This is a genomic window from Terriglobales bacterium, assembly GCA_035561515.1.
Classification (GTDB): Bacteria; Acidobacteriota; Terriglobia; order Terriglobales; family Acidobacteriaceae; genus DATMXP01.
In genome coordinates this window covers 1-20,144 of sequence record DATMXP010000047.1, presented here as the reverse complement: position 1 = coordinate 20,144, position 20,144 = coordinate 1, and the positions used below count along the sequence as shown (strand labels likewise).

Here is a 20,144-nt window from a genome sequence, read left to right as displayed (position 1 = left end):
GCGTTTACAGCGAAGGTGGGCACGAAACCGAACTGCGACTGACGCCGGCAGGGATTTTGAATCCGGCGGGAACCGACACCGTGATCTCGAATTCCAGCCACTCTGGCCGATCTTCCTCACTTACCTGGAACGCGACAGGTTTGTAATGCAACGATCCCAGCGGCAGGGCTTTCATCTGCTCCAGATACTTCGCAGCGTTCTGCTCCCCACCTTCAGCCGAACCGGGCCACAGCGCTTCCTGCACGGCATGATTGGCCTTCTCGAAGTCAGACTGGTTGGTGACAAAACGGAGGTCTCGCTCGAGACTCAGCAGTTCTCTAGCTGACTGATCGAAAGCCCGTTGGAGATACTGAAGCGGGTTGGAGCGCAAGGGCGGATTCACGGGATAGATATAGTCACGCTTCACCGCTTCGTCAGCGTGCTTTTGCGGAACGACGTAGATCATCCATCCGGACTCAGTGGCTTCCAGTTGAAACACCAGAGCGTTTCCGATTGGCTTTTCGAAATCCTGTCCAGCCTCGACGCGACCTTTGAAACTGAAGCCGTTACATTGTGCCTGCGCTGCAATTGCGAGCAGCCAAATCACGACTGCAATCGCCGGCCGCAGGGTCACAACCTTCTCCTATGCCGGCGCTGGGCTCGGCTCGGCTCCTGCTCCACGACGGCGAAATTGATCTTTTTGAGAACCGGGTCGATTCGGTCAACCAGCACATTGATTTTGTCGCCGAGCGAGTAGGCCTTGCGGGTCCGCTGGCCGATGATCTGCTTGGTGTTTTCGTGATAGACGTAGCGGTCATCGTTGAGAGTGGCGAGGGGAACTAGACCTTCGATGAAGAGGTCGGTCAGTTCCACAAAGAATCCGAATTTTGTCACGCTGATAATGAGGCCGGCGAATTCTTCTCCGACGCGATCGGCCATGAACTTGATCTTCTTCCATTCGATCAGCTCGCGTTCGGCATCGTCGGCGCGACGCTCGGCCTCGCTGGATTCTTCCGCGATGCTGTGCAACTCTTCGACTGCAATCGGTCCCGATAGTTCCTTTTGTTCTTCCTGCCGCTTTCCACGCTGGTCGCGACGGTTCTCGCGCGCAGTGGACCACGGTGAACGTTTTCCGTCAGGTTGTGCTTCGAACGATCTCTCCCATGCTCCTTTCCGGCTGGAAGGAGTGCCGATGCCCACCGGAACGCCGGCATCCGACTGTTCCGCGGATTCGCGCAGCACCTGCTTGAGAATCCGGTGCACGATGAGGTCGGGATAGCGGCGTATCGGCGAAGTGAAATGCGTATAGGTTCCTGTCGCAAGTGCGAAGTGGCCGACATTCTCTTCGGAATATCGCGCCTGCTTCAGCGAGCGAAGCATCAGGTAAGAGAGGATCCGTTCCGTAGGCGTGCCGGCAATTTTCTGCGTGAGCTTCTGGTACATCCGCGGCGTGATGTGCACGTCTTCCGGGATCTCAATCACGCGAGCATCGCGACCAGACCTGCGCCGGTCACGGCGATCTCCGCGAGTTTCCATGCGTTTCACGGGCAGGGCACCTACGCCGAGGGAGAATCCAAATGCCGTAGCGACATTCTCAAACTCGAATACTTTCTTCGGATCGGGCTTCTCGTGGATACGGTAGAGCGAAGCGATGTCCTTGCTTTCCAGGTAACTGGCCACGCATTCGTTCGCTGCAAGCATGAACTCCTCAATGAGGCGGTGCGCGACATTTCTCTGGGAGCGCGTGATGCCCTGCATCAGGCCCTGCTCGTCAAAATCGATGACCGGCTCCGGAAGATCGAAATCAATAGAGCCCCGGCGCTGGCGCTTGCGATTCAGGATCATGGCCAGATCGCGCATCAGTTCGAAATTGGCGACAAGGTTCGAGTATCGCTCGCGCAGTTTCGCATCGCCCTCGAGGACGCCGTGCACGGCGGTGTACGTCATGCGTTCAGCCGAGCGGATGATGCCCTCATTAATCTCGTATCCGATGATTTCGCCCTGGTGATCGATCTCCATTACGCAGGAGAGAACGAGGCGATCCACATGCGGGCGCAGACTGCACATGTCGGTTGAGAGTTCGATCGGCAGCATGGGGATAGCGCGATCGGGGAAGTACACGGAGGTTCCTCGCAAACGTGCCTCGCGGTCGATGGGCGTGCCGTCCGTCACGTAATGGGCCACGTCGGCGATGTGTACATGTAACTCGAGATTGCCGTTCGGGAGATTGCGAACGAGCACGGCATCATCGAAGTCGCGAGCGGTTTCGCCGTCGATGGTGACAATTGGCAAATCACGATAATCACGGCGGCCGCGCTTTTCACGCGCCGTGATGACGGGATCGAATGAGTTCGCCTCTTCGAGTACTTCCAGCGGGAATCGGTGTGGGAGGTGATGCTTGCGAATGACGATTTCTACATCGACTCCGAAATCGTCTTCGTATCCGAGAATCTCTGCGACGCGACCTTTGGGCTGCTGCGTCGGCGTGGGCCACTCGGTGATCTCGACATCAACGACCACGCCCTCCAGGTCATCCCATTGGAGCGAACGCTTGGCTTCCGAGCCGATGACGCGATGACGTTCGAACTTGTCAGCCTTCGTTTTCTTCGCAGGCGCGGACTGCTCTTCTTCGTCGGGCGGATACTCGAAGCCCGGCGGAATCATGATGTCCTGCGTAAGTTTCTCGTCGATGGGACGGACGTAATTGAACTTGCGCCCGTAATGGAAGATGCCAACGACGGTCGGGTGCGCGCGTCCGACAACTCGAATGATGCGCCCTTCCGCGCGGCCGTCGTTGCGCACCGGACCTATTTCAACGAGCACGCGATCCCCGTGCATGGCGTTGCCGATGCCATGCGGACTGATGTAGATGTCGCCTTCGATTCGCGTGCGGACTTCATCGCTCTCCGGAATGACGAAGCCGTAGCCGTCGCGGTGCATGCTGAGGCGTCCGAATATTTGGTTGCGAGAAGGCTTGGCTTTCGGGAGAGAGAAGCGCTCGGAATCGGCGATGAGTTTGCCGCGCCCGACCAGGGCGGCGAGACGTTCGCGAAGTTCCTGCCGGGCGTCGCCGTGGACGCGCAGTTCGCGGACTAACTGCTTGTATCCTGCGGCTTGCTTCGGTTGCTGCTCAATTTTCCGCAGAATCTCGGCGTCGGAAAGCATCGGGACGATTGTATTCCTGCGTGCCATGGTTACAGCAAAATCCTTGTGTGGTGACCGAACTCGCGGTTGAACCGGACGCGTGCCGACGTTGTTCGCAGAGCAGCCCCGTGTATAATTCGCGGCATTATCCGGCCCGGAGGCTTAAGACATTGATGCAAAGAGTCATGGCAGCGGTGGTGTCTTTATTGGTGGCGGTATCGCTAGCCGTGGGGCAAAGCGGTCCGACCAAAACGGTGATCAACGCCGGCAAACTGCTGGACGTGAAATCTGGACAAATGCTCTCAAACCAGCAGATCGTGATTGAAGGAGACAGGATCGTAAGCATTGGAGCAGCGGGTGCGGTTCCGCCCGGTGCGCGGCTCATCAACTTGCCGAACCTGACGCTGCTTCCGGGATTGATCGATGCCCACACGCACCTGACGTTCGAGAACACACGGCTCGGTTATGAAGCGCTTGGAGTTTCCGTGCCGCGGGAAGCGTTGATCGGCGCCAAGAATGCGAAGGTCACGCTGGAAGCCGGTTTCACCACGGTTCGAAATGTGGGGGCAAGTGGGTTCGCCGACGTTGCCCTGCGGGACGCCATCAATGAAGGCGACGTGCCGGGGCCACGCATCCTGGCGAGCGGTCCTGCGCTGGGCATCACCGGCGGGCACTGCGATGAGAACCTGCTGCCGTTTCAGTTTCACTATCAGGCTGAGGGCGTTGCAGACGGAGTGCCGGCTGTACAGCGCATGGTGCGTGAGGACATCAAGTACGGTGCGGACGTGATCAAGTTTTGCGCGACGGGTGGTGTGGTGTCGAAGGGCGACGACCCGAATGCCTCGCAGTATACGCAGGAAGAGATGCGGGCGCTGGTGGCCGATGCCCATCGGCTCGGCAGGAAAGTGGCGGCACACGCACACGGGGCCGAGGGTGTGCGATGGGCGTCAGACGCAGGCGTGGATTCCATCGAGCACGGGCACCTGATGGACGACGCCGCTATCGCCACGCTGAAGAAGAACGGTACGTACCTGGTGCCGACTCTTTATCTAACTGACTGGTGGGCCGAGAACGCCAGTTCGCGCAGACTGCCGGATTACCTTTCACAGAAGCTGAAGATGGTGAGCGCAATGGCGCAAAAGAACGCACAGAAGGCAATGCAGGCGGGCGTAAAGATTGCCTTCGGCACGGATGCTGCCGTGTATCCGCACGGACTGAATGCGCATGAGTTTGCGGTTTACGTGAAATTGGGCATGACTCCGCTGCAGGCGATCCAGACGGCGACGGTGAACGATGCGGACCTGCTTGGATGGTCAGACCGCATCGGCACAATCGAAAAAGGGAAGTACGCGGACATCATCGCCGTGGAAGGCGATCCGACGAAGGATGTTACGGTCCTACAGAATGTGCGGTTCGTGATGAAGGGCGGCGTTGTCTACAAGAACGAGGCGGGGAAGTAGAGCAAAAAGGGTGACGCGGATGCGCCGGCAAGGAATAGCACATCCGCGTCTGGGTGGGTGTTTCGCAGTTGTCGAATAGGTTAGAGGAAATTTCTCGAAATCAAGAAAATTCGTAAGTCTGTTACGAATTTGGAACAAGCTTTTGTGGGACGAAAAGAAGAAAGCCCGACCTGAGTAGGCCGGGCTTTTTCGATCCTGCGCGAACTACTTCTTCGGCGGAGCGATGGAGTCTTTCACGGACTTCGCGAGATAGAACTTCGCCACCGTCTTTGCGGCGATCTTGATGGGTTCGCCCGTCTGCGGGTTGCGGCCCATACGCGCCTTGCGCTGCGACTTCTTCAGACGGCCGAGGCCGGGGAGAACGAAGATACCGTTCTTCTTGGCTTCTTTGATGGCCGTGTCAGTCAGCGTCATAAGGAACGCCGCTGCCGTCTTATTGTTGGTGCCCGTCTTCTCAGCGAGATGGCGGACCAATTGGGTCTTTGTCATGCCTGCTGCCATGAATCCTCCTTCAGAACTTGTCTTCAAGTGCGAAGTGACGCCATGTTACATCAGCGATTTCCTCAGTGAAAAGCGTTTTGCCGCATTTTTAGCGGGTTTTTTACCTGTTTTTGCCATGAAAGCTGTGGAAATCAGGGTTTTTGGGGATGAGGTGTGCCGGATGCGCGAAAAATCAGCTTCCGAAAGGCCGACGCGAGTGTACTCCAGTTGCTTGTGGAAACCAGCTAAAAATGCCGAAAAATCAGCTCGGACACGGTCCAACTGGCTGGACAAATAACGCAGATGTTATAGGGGTCATGGACCGCTGGCGCGACGGTTCAATACCAATTCAGTTCTGGACGCTGACGACTTGCAGGATTTCCTCGACCGAAGTATCACCGTTCAGCAGCAGTTTTCCGGCATAGGTCTTCAGGTCGAGCATCCCGTAGCGAAGCGCTGCGGCGTGGATCTCGTCCGCAGTAGCGCCTTTAGCGACCATTTGGCGGAGTTCGGGATTCATCTTCATCACTTCGTAGATGCCGACGCGCCCACGCAGTCCTTTGCCGCTGCACTGATCGCAGCCCACGGCTTTGTAGAGCGTCGAGCCTTTCGGTACTCCCATGAACTCACAGGTGGCGTCGTCTGCCACATAAGCCTGTTTGCACTTGGAACACAGTCGACGCGCCAGGCGCTGTGCCATAACACCGATCGTGGAAGAGGAAACCAGGAACGGCTCGATTCCCATTTCGTTCAAACGCGTGAACGAGCCTGCGGCGTTGTTGGTATGCAGCGTGGTGAACACGAGGTGTCCGGTAAGCGCAGCTTCCACAGCGATGTGCGCGGTCTCTTTGTCGCGCGTTTCGCCGACCAGGATGATGTCGGGATCCTGGCGCAAGAAAGACCGCAGTACGCGCGCAAAATCCAGGCCGATGTCCTTATTCGTCTGAATCTGAACCACGCCCGGGAGGTCGTACTCGATCGGGTCTTCCACCGTGGAGATGTTCACGCCCGGATCGTTGATCTCCGCCAGCGCTGAATAGAGCGTCGTCGTTTTACCCGAACCTGTGGGACCGGTCACGTACATGATGCCGTACGGCTGATTAATCAACTCGCGAATGAGTTTCAGCGTGCCTTCGTGCGTGACCAGTTTGTCGAGACCGAGCGTGGTGTTCTGCCGGTCGAGGATGCGCATGCAGACTTTCTCGCCCCATTTCGCCGGTACCGTCGAGACGCGGAAATCGATCGGACGGCCCTCCATCATCACGCTGATGCGGCCGTCTTGCGGCAGGCGCTTCTCGGAGATGTCCAGCTTGCTCAGAATCTTCAGGCGCGACACAAGTCCCAACTGCACTTTCTTCGGCAGGTTCTGAACCGTTTGCAGAACGCCATCCAGGCGGTAGCGGATCTGGACATTGTTCTCCATGGGCTCAACATGAATATCGCTGGCGCCCTTCTTAATCGCGAGGCCGAGAATGGAATTGGCGAGACGGATGATGGGCGCGTCTTCGGAGGCGCTCATCAGGTCCTGCTTGTTGTCAGCCGAAATCGTCGTGTCCTCGGTCATCTGGAGATCACGGATCAGGTCCGACTGCAGTAGATCGAACACGTCGGCACTTGCGGTCGCGGCTGCGGCGACTCCGCCGAACGTGTCCGGAGGTCTTCCTTCCGCAGCGCCTTCTTTCTTCATGAGCGTGGGATACGTAGCGCTCATGAACTTCTTGAAATCATCTTCCGTGGTCACCAGCGGCTCGATCATCACGCCTTTAATCACGCGTCGGATATCGTCGAGGGCAAGGATGTTGTTTGGGTTCACCATGGCCAAGCTGAGGCGGTTGTTGATGAACGCCACCGGGATGACCTTGTGCTGCAGCATCGTTTGCTGCGGCAGCAGCGCCAGTACTCGCGGATCGAATTGCAGCTTCGCCAAATTGATAAACTCAATGCCGCTCTGCTTATTCGCTTCCTCCAGGCGTTCCGCCAGAATCGTGGTCAACGCCAATCCGATCTTCGGATACTGCATCAGCACGTTCTGAAAGTCGGGCTGCTCGAGGACCGCACAGGTGGTGGGCTGAATCGCCGTCACTGACGCGGTGCGTGGCTTCCCCGTCAGCAGTGACATTTCACCGAAATTCTGGCCCGGCCCCATCTCACTGAGCAGGAAGTCGATGCCGGTGTTCGGGTCTTTTTTGCGAACCTCGACCAAACCAGCCGTAATAAAGAACATGGAGTTGCCGGGTTGCCCTTCCCGGACAATCAGCGCATGCGGCGGAAAATCGCGGCGTTTCATCCGCTTCACCACTTCCTGGCATTCGTGCGAAGAAAGAGCGCTGAACAGCTTGATTCTCTGTAAGAAGTGCTGCGGTTCACCTTCGCCATGCTCTTTGGCAGGCGCAGCAGCAGCTCCGATCAGCGAATGATCCAGCGTTGACATATTCGTCTCCTAAAGGGCAACACCCGTGTACGGTGCAGGAATGACCAAACGAATGCGGTCGCGCGCCATCTATTGCGCACACGTATTCCGAAAACTTTGGGGGAGCGGCGTGGATTATATACCAGTTCGTAACTGCCCCAAGTGCGCTTTCCGGACGGGAAACCCAGTAGTCAAAATCTTGGCCGGCGTTCGACTTCCGTAAGCAGGCATTGTCCTAACGCCACAGGATCGACACTACCCAGTCGACTTACGGGTGCGCTATAGTAGCGCGCATTCAGCCACCTACCCCCGAAGGACGGCTCGCTGTTTGTACGGGCAGGACGATGAGTACCACGGCCAAAGTATCAGCGCCTCGCGAAAAGACCGGATTCCAAAACCTTCCAGCGGTAGTGTTCTTCGAAGGCGATGATGTCGCGAAAGCATCGCTCGCCGGACTGCAGCACTACCTGCGCCTGAACTTCGACGACTTCGGCAAGGATCGCGATTCGGAGACTGTAGTCGTTACCTCACTCGAGCGGATGATCGCTGAAAAGGCCTCCCTGTTGCGCGCGCCAAATGTGCGCGTAATTGCCCTCTCCGACTGGCGATATCGCGATCCGCGGACTGATGCAGTCGTATACGCTTATCTTCCCGTCATGACGCCGCCCGGGTTGGTCGAGCGTGCTATTGACAACGCCATCGATCACATCCACCTGCTGGCGACGCGCCGCGACGTAAATGAGCGTTTGGCGGGAGCGACGAAAGAGATCCGGGAACTGAACGCGATCGGGGCGGCGCTTTCTGCGGAACACGATACCGAAAAGCTGCTGGAGATGATCCTTGCGAAATCGCGCGAGATTACCCGTGCGGACGCAGGATCGCTTTACCTGGTTGAAGATCAACCGATTCCGCGCGATCCGAATACCCCGGCAGCGACAGAGCCGGTAATCGAAGTTGGCGGCGCGAAGCTGGCGGCCCACCCAAGAGAGGCGACCAGGAAGGTCCTTCGCTTCAAGGTGGCTCAGAACGACAGTATCCCAGTTCCGTTCCGCGAAACCGTGATGGAGATCAGCGAGAATTCCATCGCCGGCTTCGTTGCACTTACGGGCGAAAGCGTCAACCTCGAAGACGCGTATCACATGCCCGAGGGCGTTACCTTCCAGATCAACCGAAAGTTCGATGAGGACTCGGGCTACCGTACCAAATCGATTCTTGCCGTGCCGATGCGCAACCAGAAGGGCGAGATCGTCGGAGTCGTCCAACTCCTGAACGCCAAGCGGAATTTCGATTCCAGGCTTACGTCCGTGAAGGTTGTAGCAGCTGAGATCGTCCCATTTTCGGTCCGTCAGCAGGAGATGATCATCTCCCTTGCAAGCCAGGCCGCTGTCGCGCTGGAGAACAGCCGTTTGTACGAGGCGATCCAGAAACTATTCGAAGGCTTCGTCAAGGCATCGGTAACCGCGATTGAAGCCCGCGATCCCACGACTTCAGGCCATTCGTTCCGCGTGGCAAATCTTACGGTCGCCCTGGCGGAAGCGGTCGATCGCTGCGAAAGTGGCCGCTATCGCGACGTAAAGTTCACTCGCGACCAGATGAAGGAGATTCGCTACGCCTCTCTGTTGCATGATTTCGGCAAAGTTGGCGTTCGCGAAGACGTCCTGGTAAAGGCGAAGAAGCTCTACCCGCTGCAACTCGATTTGATTTTCCGCAGGTTTCAGTTCGCGAAACGGACCGCCGAAACCGAGATGCTGCGTCGCAAGCTGCAAGTGCTGCTCGAGAGAGGCAAAGAAGTGTTTGCCGCGAGCGAACCAACTTTGGAAGCCGAATTCAAGCAGGTGATTGCCAGCTTGGATGAGCAGTTCACAATGGTGTGTGACTCCAACGAGCCAACCGTTTTGCCGAACGGCAGCTTCGATCGCTTATACGACATCGCGAAGACCGTGGTCACGGACATGGATGGCTCGCAGTTCCCATTACTGCAACCGGAAGAAGTTCGGTTACTTTCCATCCGCAAGGGCTCCCTGAATGACGCAGAGCGGCGCCAGATCGAATCGCATGTCGTGCACACGTACAACTTTCTGAATCAGATACCGTGGACAACTGAGATCCGCAGCATTCCTGAGATCGCCAGAGGCCACCACGAAAAAATGAATGGCGAGGGCTATCCGTACAAACTTTCGGCTCCTGAGATTCCGTTGCAAACGCGCATGATGACCATCTCGGACATCTTTGACGCGCTTGCAGCCGGCGACCGTCCTTACAAGAAGGCGGTTACCGCTGAGCGCGCCATTCAGATTCTCGGGTTTGCCGTGAAGGATGGCGAACTCGATGCCGAGTTGTTCCAGTTGTTCCTGGAAGCCAAGGTCTTCGACAAGTGGAAGGTTGAGCCTTACGCCTACTGAAGTCGCTCGACCAGCTTGGCTGCGGCCAGCACTGTGCTTTCGTCCAATCCCGCAATCTGGATACCGATCATCTCGCCGCATGGAACGCTGATCGCCGGCACGCCATAGACGTTCCACACCCGCGTATTGCGAAGCATCAGCAACTCTTTCGGCCGAAGGCTGTCCGGATTGGCTTCGATCTCCGTAAACGTCGGAGGAAGAATCGGAGAAGTAGGCGTGATGATGACATCTACATTGCGGAAAAGATCCGGGACGCTTCGACGTATGCGCTCGAGTTCTCGGCGTTTCTCTTCGATGGCTTCTGGCGAGTAGTGTTCACCAGAGCGGATCCTCGTCAGTGTTCTCGGGTCATAGAGACTCGGACATTCGCGAACGTACTTTTCGTGGAACTGCCACGATTCCGCACCTGAAACAGTACGGTCTTCGTCCACGGGAACAGTGATCTCAACGACGGACGCGACGTGTTTCGCAATAGCTTCGACAACATTCTCAATTGCGGTGACGACCGCGGCATCCGCGTTTTCGAAGAAGTACTTTCGAGCGATTCCGATTCGGAGCGGCCTCCGTTCGGCAGAAACAGTTCCCCCCAATGCTTTGAACACGATCTCCGCGTCTTCCACGGTGCGGGCAATTGGGCCAACGTGATCGTATGACCACGCGAGCGGGACAATTCCTTCCAGGCTAAGACGGCCAAACGCCGGCTTCAGCCCAACCACACCACAGCACGCCGCCGGCAGACGAATCGATCCCGCAGTGTCCGTTCCGATCGACGCAAAACAGAACCCCGCCGCTACCGCAGCGGCTGATCCCGACGAAGATCCGCCGGTTATCCGCGCCCGATCTCTCGGGTTTCGGACCGGGCCGAAGTGACTTACCACCCCGCTTCCGCCGTAAGCAAATTCATGCAGGTTGTTTTTGCCGACGATCACGGCTCCCGCGGATTTGAGCCGACAAACGACGTCGGCATCCTCGATGGCGATCCTGTCCAGAAACACCCGGCTGCCGGCCGTCGTGAGCTTCCCTTCCAAATTGATGAGGTCTTTGATCGAGATGGGAATTCCGTGCAGAGGGCCGCGCCAGTCGCCCGATGCGACCTGCTCTTCGGCTTTGCGCGCTTCGGCGAGCGCCTCCTCGTGCAGGACGGTGATGAACGAATTGATGTGCTTATCCTCGCGCTCAACGCGCGACAAGCATGCGTGCGTCAGTTCAACCGGCGAAATGCGCCGGCTTCGGATCGCCTCCGACGCTTCCTTCAGGGTCATCCGGCAAGGATCGTCAACCATTGTGGTGAGTGTAACGCGGCTCGGTGCGGCGCATCTGCGATAATGTCGAGTTCACGGAGGCGTACATGGCAGAAGTTGTGGCGACGAAAGATGCACCACAGGCGATCGGACCCTACTCGCAGGCACTGAAGGTCGGGGGTTTTCTGTTTACCTCCGGGCAGATCGCCATCGACCCCTCGACCGGCCAGGTCATCGATGGTGATACTGCTGCTCAGACGGATCGCGTGATGAAAAATCTGGCGGCGATCCTGAAAGCTGGCGGACTGAGCCTGAATCGCGTGGTGAAGACCACGGTGTTTCTGAAGAGCATGGACGACTTCGCGAAGATGAACGAGGTTTATGGCCGGCACTTTGGAGAGCACCGTCCCGCACGCTCCACCGTGGAGGTGTCGCGCCTGCCCAAGGATGTGCTCGTGGAAATCGAAGTAATTGCCGAACTTTAATTAGTTGCCGGCTACCCGAGATGCTGATGGCTGGATCTAGTTTTCGAGACAGGTTTCCCCAGCTGCCACATAACGCAATAGTTAAATGCCTACAAGGATAACCACAGGTACGCCGCCGCAATCAACTAACTATTTCGTTAATGCTTCCACAATCCGGTCGAAGTCTTCCAGGGTCTTGTACTGGATGACTACCTTGCCTCTTCCCTTTTTGTCATCAATGATGACACGGCATCCGAGCGCCCGTTCGAGTTCGCGCTGCGCCTCTTTGACGTTCGGGTCCATGACCTTTACCGGCGCCTCTTTCTTCTCTACCGGCTGCCCCCACTTAGCAACCAGTTGCTCGGTCTGCCGCACGGACATCGCATCCTTCAGCACCCGCTTGGCCGCATCGATCTGCTCGACGGCAAGGTCCAGAGCCATGAGTGCCCTGGCATGTCCCATGGTCAGATCGCCGGAACGGATCCAGTCGCGCACTTCATCCGGAAGCCGCAGCAGACGCATGTAGTTCGCAACCGTCGCGCGATCCTTCCCCGTCCGTTGCGCAATCTGCTCCTGCGTTAACCCGCACTTTGACGACAACTTTTCAAACGCCGCCGCCTGATCCAGAGGGTTCAGGTCCTCGCGCTGTAGATTCTCGATGATCGTCAGTTCAATCGCCTGCTCGTCAGAGAGCTGCCTGACGATGGCGGGAACAGTCGTCTTGCCGGCTCGTTCCGAAGCCAGCAAGCGCCTCTGCCCTGCTACGAGCTGGAGTTTTGCTCCAGCAATCTGCCGCAGAACTACGGGCTGAAGCACTCCCTGAACCCGGATTGAATCCGCCAATTCATTGAGAGAGTGCTCATCTACCTGAATTCGCGTCTGGTAAGGGTTCGGATCTATATCTGCAATCGGAATCTGCTGGACGGCCTCGCCGGTCACGACCGGAGCTTGTACGGGGGCAGCGACCGTTGCCGTTGCGCGTGCTGCGGGAATAAGAGAGCTCAATCCGCGGCCAAGGGCCTGCTTTTTCTTGTCCTGACTCATTTCCTGTCCTATCACGGCATTTCCTTTGGGCTATGTGGTGGGCTGTTCTTCGGCCGTAACCGTGTCTGCCGGGGTATTCACGCCGACGATCTTCTCCATGATCTCTTTTGCCAGCTTGATATACGCTTCGGCACCACGGGATCGCGGATCGTATGAAAGCGCAGGCTTTCCATAGCTGGGGGCCTCCGCCAACCGCACATTTCTCGGAATCGTAGTGCTGAATAACCGGTCCCCGAAGTAGTTTTTCAGCTCCTGGGCGACCTGTTGAGCGAGGTTGGTGCGATCGTCGTACATAGTAAGCACCACCCCCTCGACCTCCAGGTTGGAATTCAGGCTTTCCTTAATGCGCTCGATCGTGTCCAGCAACTCGCTGACGCCCTCCAGGGCGAAGTATTCCGCCTGCATGGGAATGAGCACGGAATCGGCCGCGACAAGCGCGTTCAGAGTAAGTAAATCGAGTGCCGGAGGGCAATCGAGGACAATGAACTTGAACTGCTCTCTCAGGCTGGCCAAGCCATCGCGCATCCGAAACTCACGACCGTCCACACCGACCAGTTCGACATTGGCGCCGATCAGGTCCTTACTGGCGGGAATCACCCATAAACCCTCTAGAACCGACTGTTGGACGATCTGTAGGGATGGAGTATCTCCGGATAAGAGATGGTAAGTGCTTAGGCGGTTGGGGTCTTTCTGAAAGCCTAAGCCACTCGAACTGTTCGACTGCGGATCACAATCGACTAATAACGTGGGAACCTCGGCGGCTGCGAATGAGGCCGCCAAATTGATGGCTGTCGTAGTCTTTCCGACGCCGCCTTTCTGATTTGCAACTGCGATTATGCGTCCCATGGGCTCTTGGAGAATCTGGAAGCAGACTCAGGGTACTGGACACATCCAGAGGGCGCAAGGACGCTTTTCGGTGCAAATTGTTCCACGTGGAACAAAAACCGGACTGAAATCGGAAATGTTCCACGTGGAACATCGCTGTTAACCAACTGGGTTCACGGGGTTTACTGATCAGATTCCCGCCTGTGCAGAATCTGTGGAAAGTACCTACAAGGTCATGCCTGGAATTCCCTCATAACCGCCGGTCAGAGCCCACCTTGCCCCTGAGCTTTGGCTAAGTATTCCCACTTTGGTACTCCGCCAACGGCGGGCCGTTGCATAATCAGACCACTGTGACCATCGTGGTACTCACGTTGGAAATTGTGTGGAAAACGAATTCTGCTTCACAGAGGTAATCACACTCGCTGACTTGGCGGCGTTGCCAAAAACGGGACGCTCTTCCCACACAGGCGGTGTGGAGCCCGTTTCGGCAATGGATTTGGGCCGCGCGACAGAAAAGTTGGTCGCTTCCGTACTCCAGTTGCGATGTTAACTATCTTGGTTCAGCGAACAAGATGACGCGGTTTTCGGCATTTGGAACCTTGATCGGAGCTGCGAATGACCAGTTCGGAAGCACATCCCGGAGCTCAGCCTCCTGACCAATCCCAACCAGCAGCGCCAATCTTCCCGGCTCTTTGCCCATCGCGCTACCCCTAACCAGGCGTGCGGCCGTCGGCACCACCGAGGCAAATGCCTCCACTGCTCGCATCGTAACCACATCCGCAAAACCAGACTTGGCCGCTGCAAACTCCTCGATCCGCTTGTTCTCGACCTCCACCTGTGCTCGAACAGCTCGTACCGCCTCGCGCAGGAAGATTGCCTTCTTCTGTTGTGCTTCGATTAACGTTATAGTTAATTCTGGGCGAGCGATTGCGATAGGAATTCCCGGAAAACCCGCACCAGAGCCGACGTCTACCACTGTCCTCGCGGATTGCGGCAGTAGCCGCGCAAGAAACAGCGATTCCCCAAAATGTCTCATCACGATCTGTTCGGGTTCGCGGATCGCCGTCAAATTCATCTTGGCGTTCCAGCGCAATAGAAGATCAAGATATGTCTGGAGCTTTTCCAAATGCTCGCCCGCCAGCGACGGTGCGTAAAGCTCCAGCAACGCGGAAAGTTGCGAAGGCAACATGGGAACGAAGATAACATCTGCGAACAGGAAACGACGGGCGTCCCCGCTCTCTCGCGAGAACGGGGACGTGGCAGGGAGTGTTTTTGGTCAGTAAAAAGAAGGAAGGTTGGTGCCGTTTGGTATGGCTGCTTCCTTTCGCTCTGCCGCGTTAGACACTCTCCACTCGCCAACCGATGCCCCTCTCAACTGCTGGCGTAACTTGGCAGATTTATCTCACCGGAAATGTTGCATCTGATCCAAGTACCTGAAATATGCGGCAGTTGCCGTCCAATTCGTCCATCCTCTATGTGGGTTGTGACACCGAATTGAATAAGGCCTACTGCGCGCTTCTGCGGCACGCCGGATACGACGCCCACTCTTCGAGCCCCGGACACGCTGCCAGTGCAATAGCCCACGGCGACATAGACGCACTCATTCTCTGCGCCACGGTGACGCAAGAAGAATCCCTCGGGATCCTGAAAACGTTGAGCGCACGCGCCGGCGGAATACCCGTCATACGGCTACACTTCGGGTATCTGGGCAGCGGCCCTCAGCCTTCCGCAACTGCCACCATCGACATGCTGCAGGGACCCGAGACCCTGCTCTATTACCTGAGTCTGTTGCTTCCCACCCCGAAGTCTTTGCCAGTCAGGCCGCTTCAGCTAGCTCGCGATTCGCGTTCCTGATCATTCTTCTCAATTTCAACCGAGCTTTGTGCAGTTGTGACTTACAGTTCCCGATCGAGCACGAAAGTATCTCGGCGATTTCCTGGTGCTCGTAACCATGCACGTCATGCAGGAGAAACACCAGCCGATATCCGGGCGGGAGCTCCGACAACGCATCTTCGATCGTGATGCGGTCCAGGCTCGCCCGCAGGTCTGCATCTTCTCTGCCAAATTGCTCGTGGAACGAATCGTCCTCGTCGCTTTTCGATTCGAGCGGAATCAATGAATATCGCTGCGTCTTCCGGGAGCGAATCTCCATCAGCACCATGTTGACTGCCAGCCGATGCAGCCACGTACTGAATGCCGACTGCCCCCGAAAGGTGTGGATCTTTCGGAACACCTGTACAAATACGTCCTGCGTAAGGTCTTCCGCATCTGAGCGGTCACGCAACATACGGAAACAGAGATTGAAAACGCGTCTGCGATGCGTATCGAAAATTGTGGCTAATGATTCGACGTCTCCAGTTTGCGCTTTGCGAATGATCTCCTGGTCTGACAATGGACGGGCCCTTTCCTGTTTCAGATCGCTAGCTTCATCCGATGCGGCCAGATATTTCCGCTGTTGGGACATCGATCTTCACTGGCGTTCATTGGCGCGGCCCTTTCAGCCCCATCAAAAACGGAGAGACTTCCACCACGGTTAACCTGTTCATTAATTGACAACTTGAATATCCCATCCTAAGATTCGGCAGTTCTCAAAGCCCGTCCCCCAAAATTCACATTCAGGAAACTCTTGTTATGAAGCGACTACTGCTGTTTGCTCTGCTCTTTGCGGTTTGCCTTCCTGTAAGCTCCCAAACTGCACCAACTCCGGGTGCATCTCCCACGGCGCCCCAGGGACGCAAGAAGCGTGTTGCAATTCTTGATTTTGACTACGGGACGGTGCACAGCGGCGTTGCTGCCCTCTTCGGATCTGACATAGACGTGGGCAAAGGAATCACCGACCTGCTGGTGAAGTACCTCGTCAAAGACGGGACGTATTCGGTCATTGAGCGCAAGGCACTCGATAAGGTTCTGGCCGAACAGAACTTCTCCAATAGCGACCGGGCCAATCCCACCAGCGCCGCCAAACTCGGCAAACTGCTCGGGGTGGACGCGATCATCGTCGGCAGCATCACGCAGTTCGGCGGCGAAACGAAGAACACCAATGTCGGCGGCGCCGGCGCAGGACTGGGCAAACTGGGCTTCGGCGGGTTCGGTCAAAAGAAGACGAAGGCCGTTGTGGCCATCGATGCTCGCATCGTCGACATTGACACTGCCGAAATTCTCGGCGTCGCGGACGGCAAAGCGGAATCGCAGCGGCAGAGCACTTCACTGCTGGGCGGAGGCGGTGGCTGGAGTGGATTCGGCGCGGGCGGCGTGGACTTCGGCAGCAGCAACTTCCAGGAGACCATCATCGGTGAAGCCGTCACCAAGGCCACGGAACAACTCAGCACCGGGCTCGTTGCCAACAACAGCAGGCTCCAGGCACGCGTGATTTCCGTTGAAGGCCTGATCGCCGCCGTCGAGGGCGGCGACATCATCCTGAATGTCGGCGGAAAAAACGGCGTTCAGAACGGAATGCAACTCACCGTGGAACGCACCACCAAAGAAATCAAGGATCCCGCAACCGGAAAGGTGCTGCGTCGCTTGAGTTCGCAGGTAGGCGTGCTGCAGGTCACCGATGTTGACGACGTGTCCGCAATTGCCAAGATCGTTTCCGGCAGCGGCTTCAAAGTCGGCGATGTCGTAAAAACCACCGCACAGTAACAGAACGACGATCCTTTGAAGGCATCGGCTGCGGCCGGTGCCTTTTCTATTCCAGGATCGCATCCACCTCGATCTCGACGAGCATGTCGGGATTCACCAGAGCGGTCACTCCAACCATCGTCGCCACAGGCCGGATGTCGCGGAAGAATTCTCCGTGTGCTTCCCCAACCTTCTCCCAATGCTTCTCGATATCGACCACGAACATGCGCGTACGGACCACATCTTTCATGCTTGCGCCCGCTTTCTGAAGCGCTGATTCGATGTTGCGGAGCACCTGGATCGCTTGCACGTAGGCATCGCCGGCGCCGACGATCTTACCCTCGGAGTTTGTGGCCGTGGTTCCGGCGACGAAGATGGTATTACCGAGTTTGACCGCTCGAGAATAGCCGACGCGCGGCTCCCAGGGAGCACCGGAAGAGAAGTTCTGACGAGACATGCTCCTTGGATGAGCCGTTCGCTCCAGAGTTGCGGAAAACGTTAGTCGGCGGAAGCTGGCTTTGCAGGCTCAACGTTCTTCGCCTGATGCGTTTCGAGCACGCCCGGCGCTTGCAACATCGGCATCCATTTGTCGCGCTCGGCGTAGAACGCGGGCAGGTCGTGCTTGTCGACCGGATTCGCAGGCGGCAGTTTCAGACGTTCGAAGTCAACAAATGCCGATCCTCTTTTGAGGCGGAAGTCCAGATGCGGTCCACTCGCCAGGCCTGTCATTCCGGTGAGCCCGATCCGCTGTCCTTGTTGCACATTCTGTCCGTTGCGAACGAAGCGTCTCGACAAATGCAGGTAATACGACTCGTAGCCGTTGTTGTGCTTGATTACGATCAGATTGCCATTCGCGCCTTTGTATCCCGAGAACGCAATACGGCCGTTGGCAATGGCTTGCACTGGAGTTCCGACACCAACCGCGTAGTCAGTACCGTAATGCGGACGATACACGTGCGCAACGGGGTGAAACCGCCGACGACTAAAGTGCGAACTCACACGGGCCGCGAACTTCAGCGGCGACTTCAGGAACGCCTTCTGCAACGACTTCCCTTCGGCCGTGTAATACGCAGGATGACCATTCGGCTCGCGGAATAGAACGGCTGTGTAAGGATGCGTTCCGTTCACGTACTCGGCGGCAAAGATGCGACCGTAAGTAGGACTGTCATCGCCGGGAACGGTGCGCTTCTCAAACACCAGCTTGAATGTATCTCCAGGCTGCGGATCGCTATAGAAATCCAGGTCGAAGGCGAAGATCTCGGCCAGTCGAACGGCGAGTTCCGGCGTTTCGCCAAGGTCAAGAACCGACTCGAATAGAGAACTCTCGAGGGTTCCCTTTACGACGACAGTTTCGGTCTTCGCTTCCAGCTTCTTTTCGGTTGCCGTAAAGTCCGGGCCGAGATTGGCGATCTGGAGTTCAGAATCCCAACCAGTTCGATACTGAATCGACTTCAGGACTCCATCGAAGCGGTGCGTAAATACCAGCTTTTGACCGGCTTTGAGCGAGCGCGGCTTAAATACCGGGCGAACGACTTCGGTGATGCGCCTTGCGGACTCGGAGTCGACATTTGCGGACAGCAGAAGTTCAGTGAAGTTCGTGCCGGGACGAACCTTGATTTCGGAGACGACGTCGTGATGCTGGCGAGTGATCGCAGCGGCTGCGGCAGATTCAGCAACGGCTGTCTTTTCGGCGGACCTAAGGCGCGCGTCGGCCGACGTTCGCACGAAGAAGCTCGCGCCGATCAGCACGAGTGCGATGACGATTACAGATATGCGCAAGGCTGACCGTTTCACATCACCTCCGATTTTGAACACTTCCTGATGAATACTGCCAGAACTTCATGTCGAGATTCGAGCGGCAGATTTGCCGCGGTTCTTTATTGGTCAACAGCTTCTTGGATGCTCCAGAGAGGTTTGGAGCGGCTACGGAACCGTTGACGAACCGAGTCGAGGTTCGATCGGAGACGGCGGAATTACGTGTTCTTCCGTAGTTTCTTCCCAGAATGACGGGTCTTTAAGCAGGCGCGAGACGAGCGCTGTGTGCATTGCGTGTCCAGCGCGATTGGCAACAACTCGTCCCACAATTCGGCGTCCGAGAAGCGCGAGGTCGCCAATGAGATCGAGAACCTTGTGGCGGACGAATTCATCCGGGTAGCGAAGCGGGCCGTTAAGAACCGAGTCGTGAGTGAGGACGATGCAGTTGGTCATATCCGCACCGCGAATCAGACCCATGTTTTTCAGTTGCTGTTCCTGGTGCTTGAAGCCGAAGGTGCGCGCGGCGGCGATCTCGCGCTGGAACTGGCCGTCGCTCAATTCGACTTCAAAATTTTCTTTGCCGATGAGCGGGTGGGGGAAGTCGATCTCGTAGGAGACCGAGTATCCGGTGCCGGGATAGACGCCGATGAACTTATCGCCTTCGTGGAGTTCGATGTCGCGGAGGATGCGGTAGTAAGTGCGGGGGCGTCGCTGGCGGCGGAGGCCCACGCTCATGATGAGGTCGACGAAGGGTTGCGCGCTGCCGTCGAGCAGGGGCAGTTCGAGGTTGTCGAGTTCGATGATGGCGTTGTCGAGTCCGACGCCGACGCAGGCGGCGAGCAGGTGCTCGGTGGTGGAGATGAGCACGCCTTTCTTCATCAACGAGGTGGCGTAGCTGACGCGGGCGACGTTGCGGCAGTTGGCTTCGATTTCGAAGCCGTCGAGGTCGGTGCGGCGGAAGACGATGCCGGTGCCGGCGGGAGCAGGCAGAATCCGCAGTGTGACGGGAACTCCGGAGTGGAGGCCGACGCCCGAAACGGAAACGGGCTGGCGGATTGTCTGCTCAAACGTCACAGAGAAGCTGCTATGTGCAGCATACTCTATGAGATGCGACGTCGGCGTGTGGCAGAAAGTGCACAGACTGTGGAGTAGGAGTGACAGTGGACAAGGATAGTTAATCGGCCAGGGATACCCTGGTCCATACCCCCCTCCCCCCCTGTTTTGCCTCCGTATAAGAAAACAAAGCAGTTACGCGAGCGTCGGGCTCGACGTATATGATTTCAAAGGACTTATAAGTCCTTTGTTTTCATATATGGAGA

18 protein-coding genes are annotated in these 20,144 nt (G+C 57.0%); 6 read left to right on the top strand and 12 right to left on the bottom strand.

The features are described from left to right. Window positions 1–4: 4 nt before the first annotated feature. Window positions 5–613, bottom strand: a complete 609-nt coding sequence (locus VN577_21240) for a hypothetical protein (protein ID HWR17369.1) — start codon at window positions 611–613, stop codon at window positions 5–7. Further along, window positions 610–3,171: an RNB domain-containing ribonuclease gene (locus VN577_21235; GenBank protein HWR17368.1), complete on the bottom strand. Its 2,562-nt coding sequence runs from the start codon at window positions 3,169–3,171 to the stop codon at window positions 610–612. The genes VN577_21240 and VN577_21235 overlap by 4 nt, the downstream gene beginning before the upstream one ends. Window positions 3,172–3,296: 125 nt before the next feature. Between VN577_21235 and VN577_21230 the strand changes: the two genes are divergently transcribed. Next, window positions 3,297–4,583 (top strand): amidohydrolase family protein, encoded by a 1,287-nt coding sequence (locus VN577_21230; GenBank protein HWR17367.1) that lies wholly within the window; start codon window positions 3,297–3,299, stop codon window positions 4,581–4,583. A gap of 204 nt (window positions 4,584–4,787) precedes the next feature. On the opposite strand, the gene VN577_21225 is transcribed toward VN577_21230, so the two are convergent. Continuing rightward, window positions 4,788–5,084 carry an HU family DNA-binding protein gene (locus tag VN577_21225; protein HWR17366.1) on the bottom strand — a complete coding sequence of 99 codons (297 nt, stop codon included), beginning with the start codon at window positions 5,082–5,084 and terminating at the stop codon, window positions 4,788–4,790. Between VN577_21225 and VN577_21220 the strand changes: the two genes are divergently transcribed. Next, window positions 5,071–5,361: a hypothetical protein gene (locus VN577_21220; protein HWR17365.1), complete on the top strand. Its 291-nt coding sequence runs from the start codon at window positions 5,071–5,073 to the stop codon at window positions 5,359–5,361. The genes VN577_21225 and VN577_21220 overlap by 14 nt on opposite strands. Before the next feature lie 51 nt (window positions 5,362–5,412). Here VN577_21220 and VN577_21215 read toward each other — a convergent pair whose 3' ends face one another. After that, window positions 5,413–7,494, bottom strand: coding sequence for an ATPase, T2SS/T4P/T4SS family (locus tag VN577_21215; GenBank protein ID HWR17364.1), 2,082 nt, complete (start codon window positions 7,492–7,494; stop codon window positions 5,413–5,415). A 323-nt stretch (window positions 7,495–7,817) separates the two neighbouring features. On the opposite strand from VN577_21215, the gene VN577_21210 reads away from it, so the two are divergent. Continuing rightward, a complete protein-coding gene (locus tag VN577_21210; protein ID HWR17363.1) occupies window positions 7,818–9,875 on the top strand; it encodes an HD domain-containing phosphohydrolase in 2,058 nt (685 codons plus the stop codon). On the opposite strand, the gene VN577_21205 is transcribed toward VN577_21210, so the two are convergent. Beyond that, a complete protein-coding gene (locus VN577_21205) occupies window positions 9,869–11,137 on the bottom strand; it encodes an amidase (GenBank protein HWR17362.1) in 1,269 nt (422 codons plus the stop codon). The two genes, VN577_21210 and VN577_21205, sit on opposite strands and share 7 nt — an antisense overlap. Before the next feature lie 86 nt (window positions 11,138–11,223). On the opposite strand from VN577_21205, the gene VN577_21200 reads away from it, so the two are divergent. Next, entirely contained in the window at window positions 11,224–11,601 is a 378-nt protein-coding gene (locus tag VN577_21200; protein ID HWR17361.1) for a RidA family protein, read from the top strand. Window positions 11,602–11,730: 129 nt separating this feature from the next. Here VN577_21200 and VN577_21195 read toward each other — a convergent pair whose 3' ends face one another. The 3 genes from VN577_21195 to rsmG form a co-directional block, all read right to left on the bottom strand. Next, window positions 11,731–12,624, bottom strand: coding sequence for a ParB/RepB/Spo0J family partition protein (locus VN577_21195; GenBank protein ID HWR17360.1), 894 nt, complete (start codon window positions 12,622–12,624; stop codon window positions 11,731–11,733). 30 nt (window positions 12,625–12,654) lie between these two features. Beyond that, window positions 12,655–13,470, bottom strand: a complete 816-nt coding sequence (locus VN577_21190; protein ID HWR17359.1) for a ParA family protein — start codon at window positions 13,468–13,470, stop codon at window positions 12,655–12,657. A gap of 529 nt (window positions 13,471–13,999) precedes the next feature. Beyond that, entirely contained in the window at window positions 14,000–14,638 is a 639-nt protein-coding gene (gene rsmG, locus VN577_21185; protein ID HWR17358.1) for a 16S rRNA (guanine(527)-N(7))-methyltransferase RsmG, read from the bottom strand. A 251-nt stretch (window positions 14,639–14,889) separates the two neighbouring features. On the opposite strand from rsmG, the gene VN577_21180 reads away from it, so the two are divergent. Further along, the gene (locus VN577_21180; protein HWR17357.1) at window positions 14,890–15,303 is read left to right on the top strand and encodes a hypothetical protein; all 414 of its coding nucleotides are present in this window, start codon (window positions 14,890–14,892) and stop codon (window positions 15,301–15,303) included. Here the strand turns inward: VN577_21180 and VN577_21175 are convergent. Beyond that, window positions 15,266–15,913: an RNA polymerase sigma factor gene (locus VN577_21175; protein HWR17356.1), complete on the bottom strand. Its 648-nt coding sequence runs from the start codon at window positions 15,911–15,913 to the stop codon at window positions 15,266–15,268. The two genes, VN577_21180 and VN577_21175, sit on opposite strands and share 38 nt — an antisense overlap. A gap of 167 nt (window positions 15,914–16,080) precedes the next feature. Here VN577_21175 and VN577_21170 point away from each other — a divergent pair, with 167 nt between their 5' ends. Beyond that, entirely contained in the window at window positions 16,081–17,091 is a 1,011-nt protein-coding gene (locus tag VN577_21170; protein ID HWR17355.1) for a CsgG/HfaB family protein, read from the top strand. Between the two features lie 46 nt (window positions 17,092–17,137). On the opposite strand, the gene VN577_21165 is transcribed toward VN577_21170, so the two are convergent. The 3 genes from VN577_21165 to lpxC all read right to left on the bottom strand — a co-directional run bounded on the left by VN577_21165 (window position 17,138) and on the right by lpxC (window position 19,899). Continuing rightward, a complete protein-coding gene (locus VN577_21165) occupies window positions 17,138–17,527 on the bottom strand; it encodes a RidA family protein (GenBank protein HWR17354.1) in 390 nt (129 codons plus the stop codon). Between the two features lie 41 nt (window positions 17,528–17,568). Next, window positions 17,569–18,864, bottom strand: a complete 1,296-nt coding sequence (locus VN577_21160) for a M23 family metallopeptidase (protein HWR17353.1) — start codon at window positions 18,862–18,864, stop codon at window positions 17,569–17,571. A gap of 129 nt (window positions 18,865–18,993) precedes the next feature. Continuing rightward, entirely contained in the window at window positions 18,994–19,899 is a 906-nt protein-coding gene (lpxC, locus tag VN577_21155; protein ID HWR17352.1) for a UDP-3-O-acyl-N-acetylglucosamine deacetylase, read from the bottom strand. Window positions 19,900–20,144: the final 245 nt, after the last annotated feature.

Bases quoted from the DNA above. Each gene is read 5' to 3' on its own strand.
- VN577_21205 (HWR17362.1), bottom strand. From the start codon at position 11,137: ATGACCCTGAAGGAAGCGTCGGAGGCGATCCGAAGCCGGCGCATTTCG.
- VN577_21235 (HWR17368.1), bottom strand. From the start codon at position 3,171: ATGGCACGCAGGAATACAATCGTCCCGATGCTTTCCGACGCCGAGATT.
- VN577_21200 (HWR17361.1), top strand. From the start codon at position 11,224: ATGGCAGAAGTTGTGGCGACGAAAGATGCACCACAGGCGATCGGACCC.
- VN577_21225 (HWR17366.1), bottom strand. From the start codon at position 5,084: ATGGCAGCAGGCATGACAAAGACCCAATTGGTCCGCCATCTCGCTGAG.
- VN577_21190 (HWR17359.1), bottom strand. From the start codon at position 13,470: ATGGGACGCATAATCGCAGTTGCAAATCAGAAAGGCGGCGTCGGAAAG.
- VN577_21195 (HWR17360.1), bottom strand. From the start codon at position 12,624: ATGAGTCAGGACAAGAAAAAGCAGGCCCTTGGCCGCGGATTGAGCTCT.
- VN577_21210 (HWR17363.1), top strand. From the start codon at position 7,818: ATGAGTACCACGGCCAAAGTATCAGCGCCTCGCGAAAAGACCGGATTC.
- VN577_21215 (HWR17364.1), bottom strand. From the start codon at position 7,494: ATGTCAACGCTGGATCATTCGCTGATCGGAGCTGCTGCTGCGCCTGCC.
- VN577_21165 (HWR17354.1), bottom strand. From the start codon at position 17,527: ATGTCTCGTCAGAACTTCTCTTCCGGTGCTCCCTGGGAGCCGCGCGTC.
- VN577_21170 (HWR17355.1), top strand. From the start codon at position 16,081: ATGAAGCGACTACTGCTGTTTGCTCTGCTCTTTGCGGTTTGCCTTCCT.
- rsmG (HWR17358.1), bottom strand. From the start codon at position 14,638: ATGTTGCCTTCGCAACTTTCCGCGTTGCTGGAGCTTTACGCACCGTCG.
- VN577_21230 (HWR17367.1), top strand. From the start codon at position 3,297: ATGCAAAGAGTCATGGCAGCGGTGGTGTCTTTATTGGTGGCGGTATCG.
- VN577_21220 (HWR17365.1), top strand. From the start codon at position 5,071: ATGCCTGCTGCCATGAATCCTCCTTCAGAACTTGTCTTCAAGTGCGAA.
- VN577_21180 (HWR17357.1), top strand. From the start codon at position 14,890: ATGCGGCAGTTGCCGTCCAATTCGTCCATCCTCTATGTGGGTTGTGAC.
- VN577_21175 (HWR17356.1), bottom strand. From the start codon at position 15,913: ATGTCCCAACAGCGGAAATATCTGGCCGCATCGGATGAAGCTAGCGAT.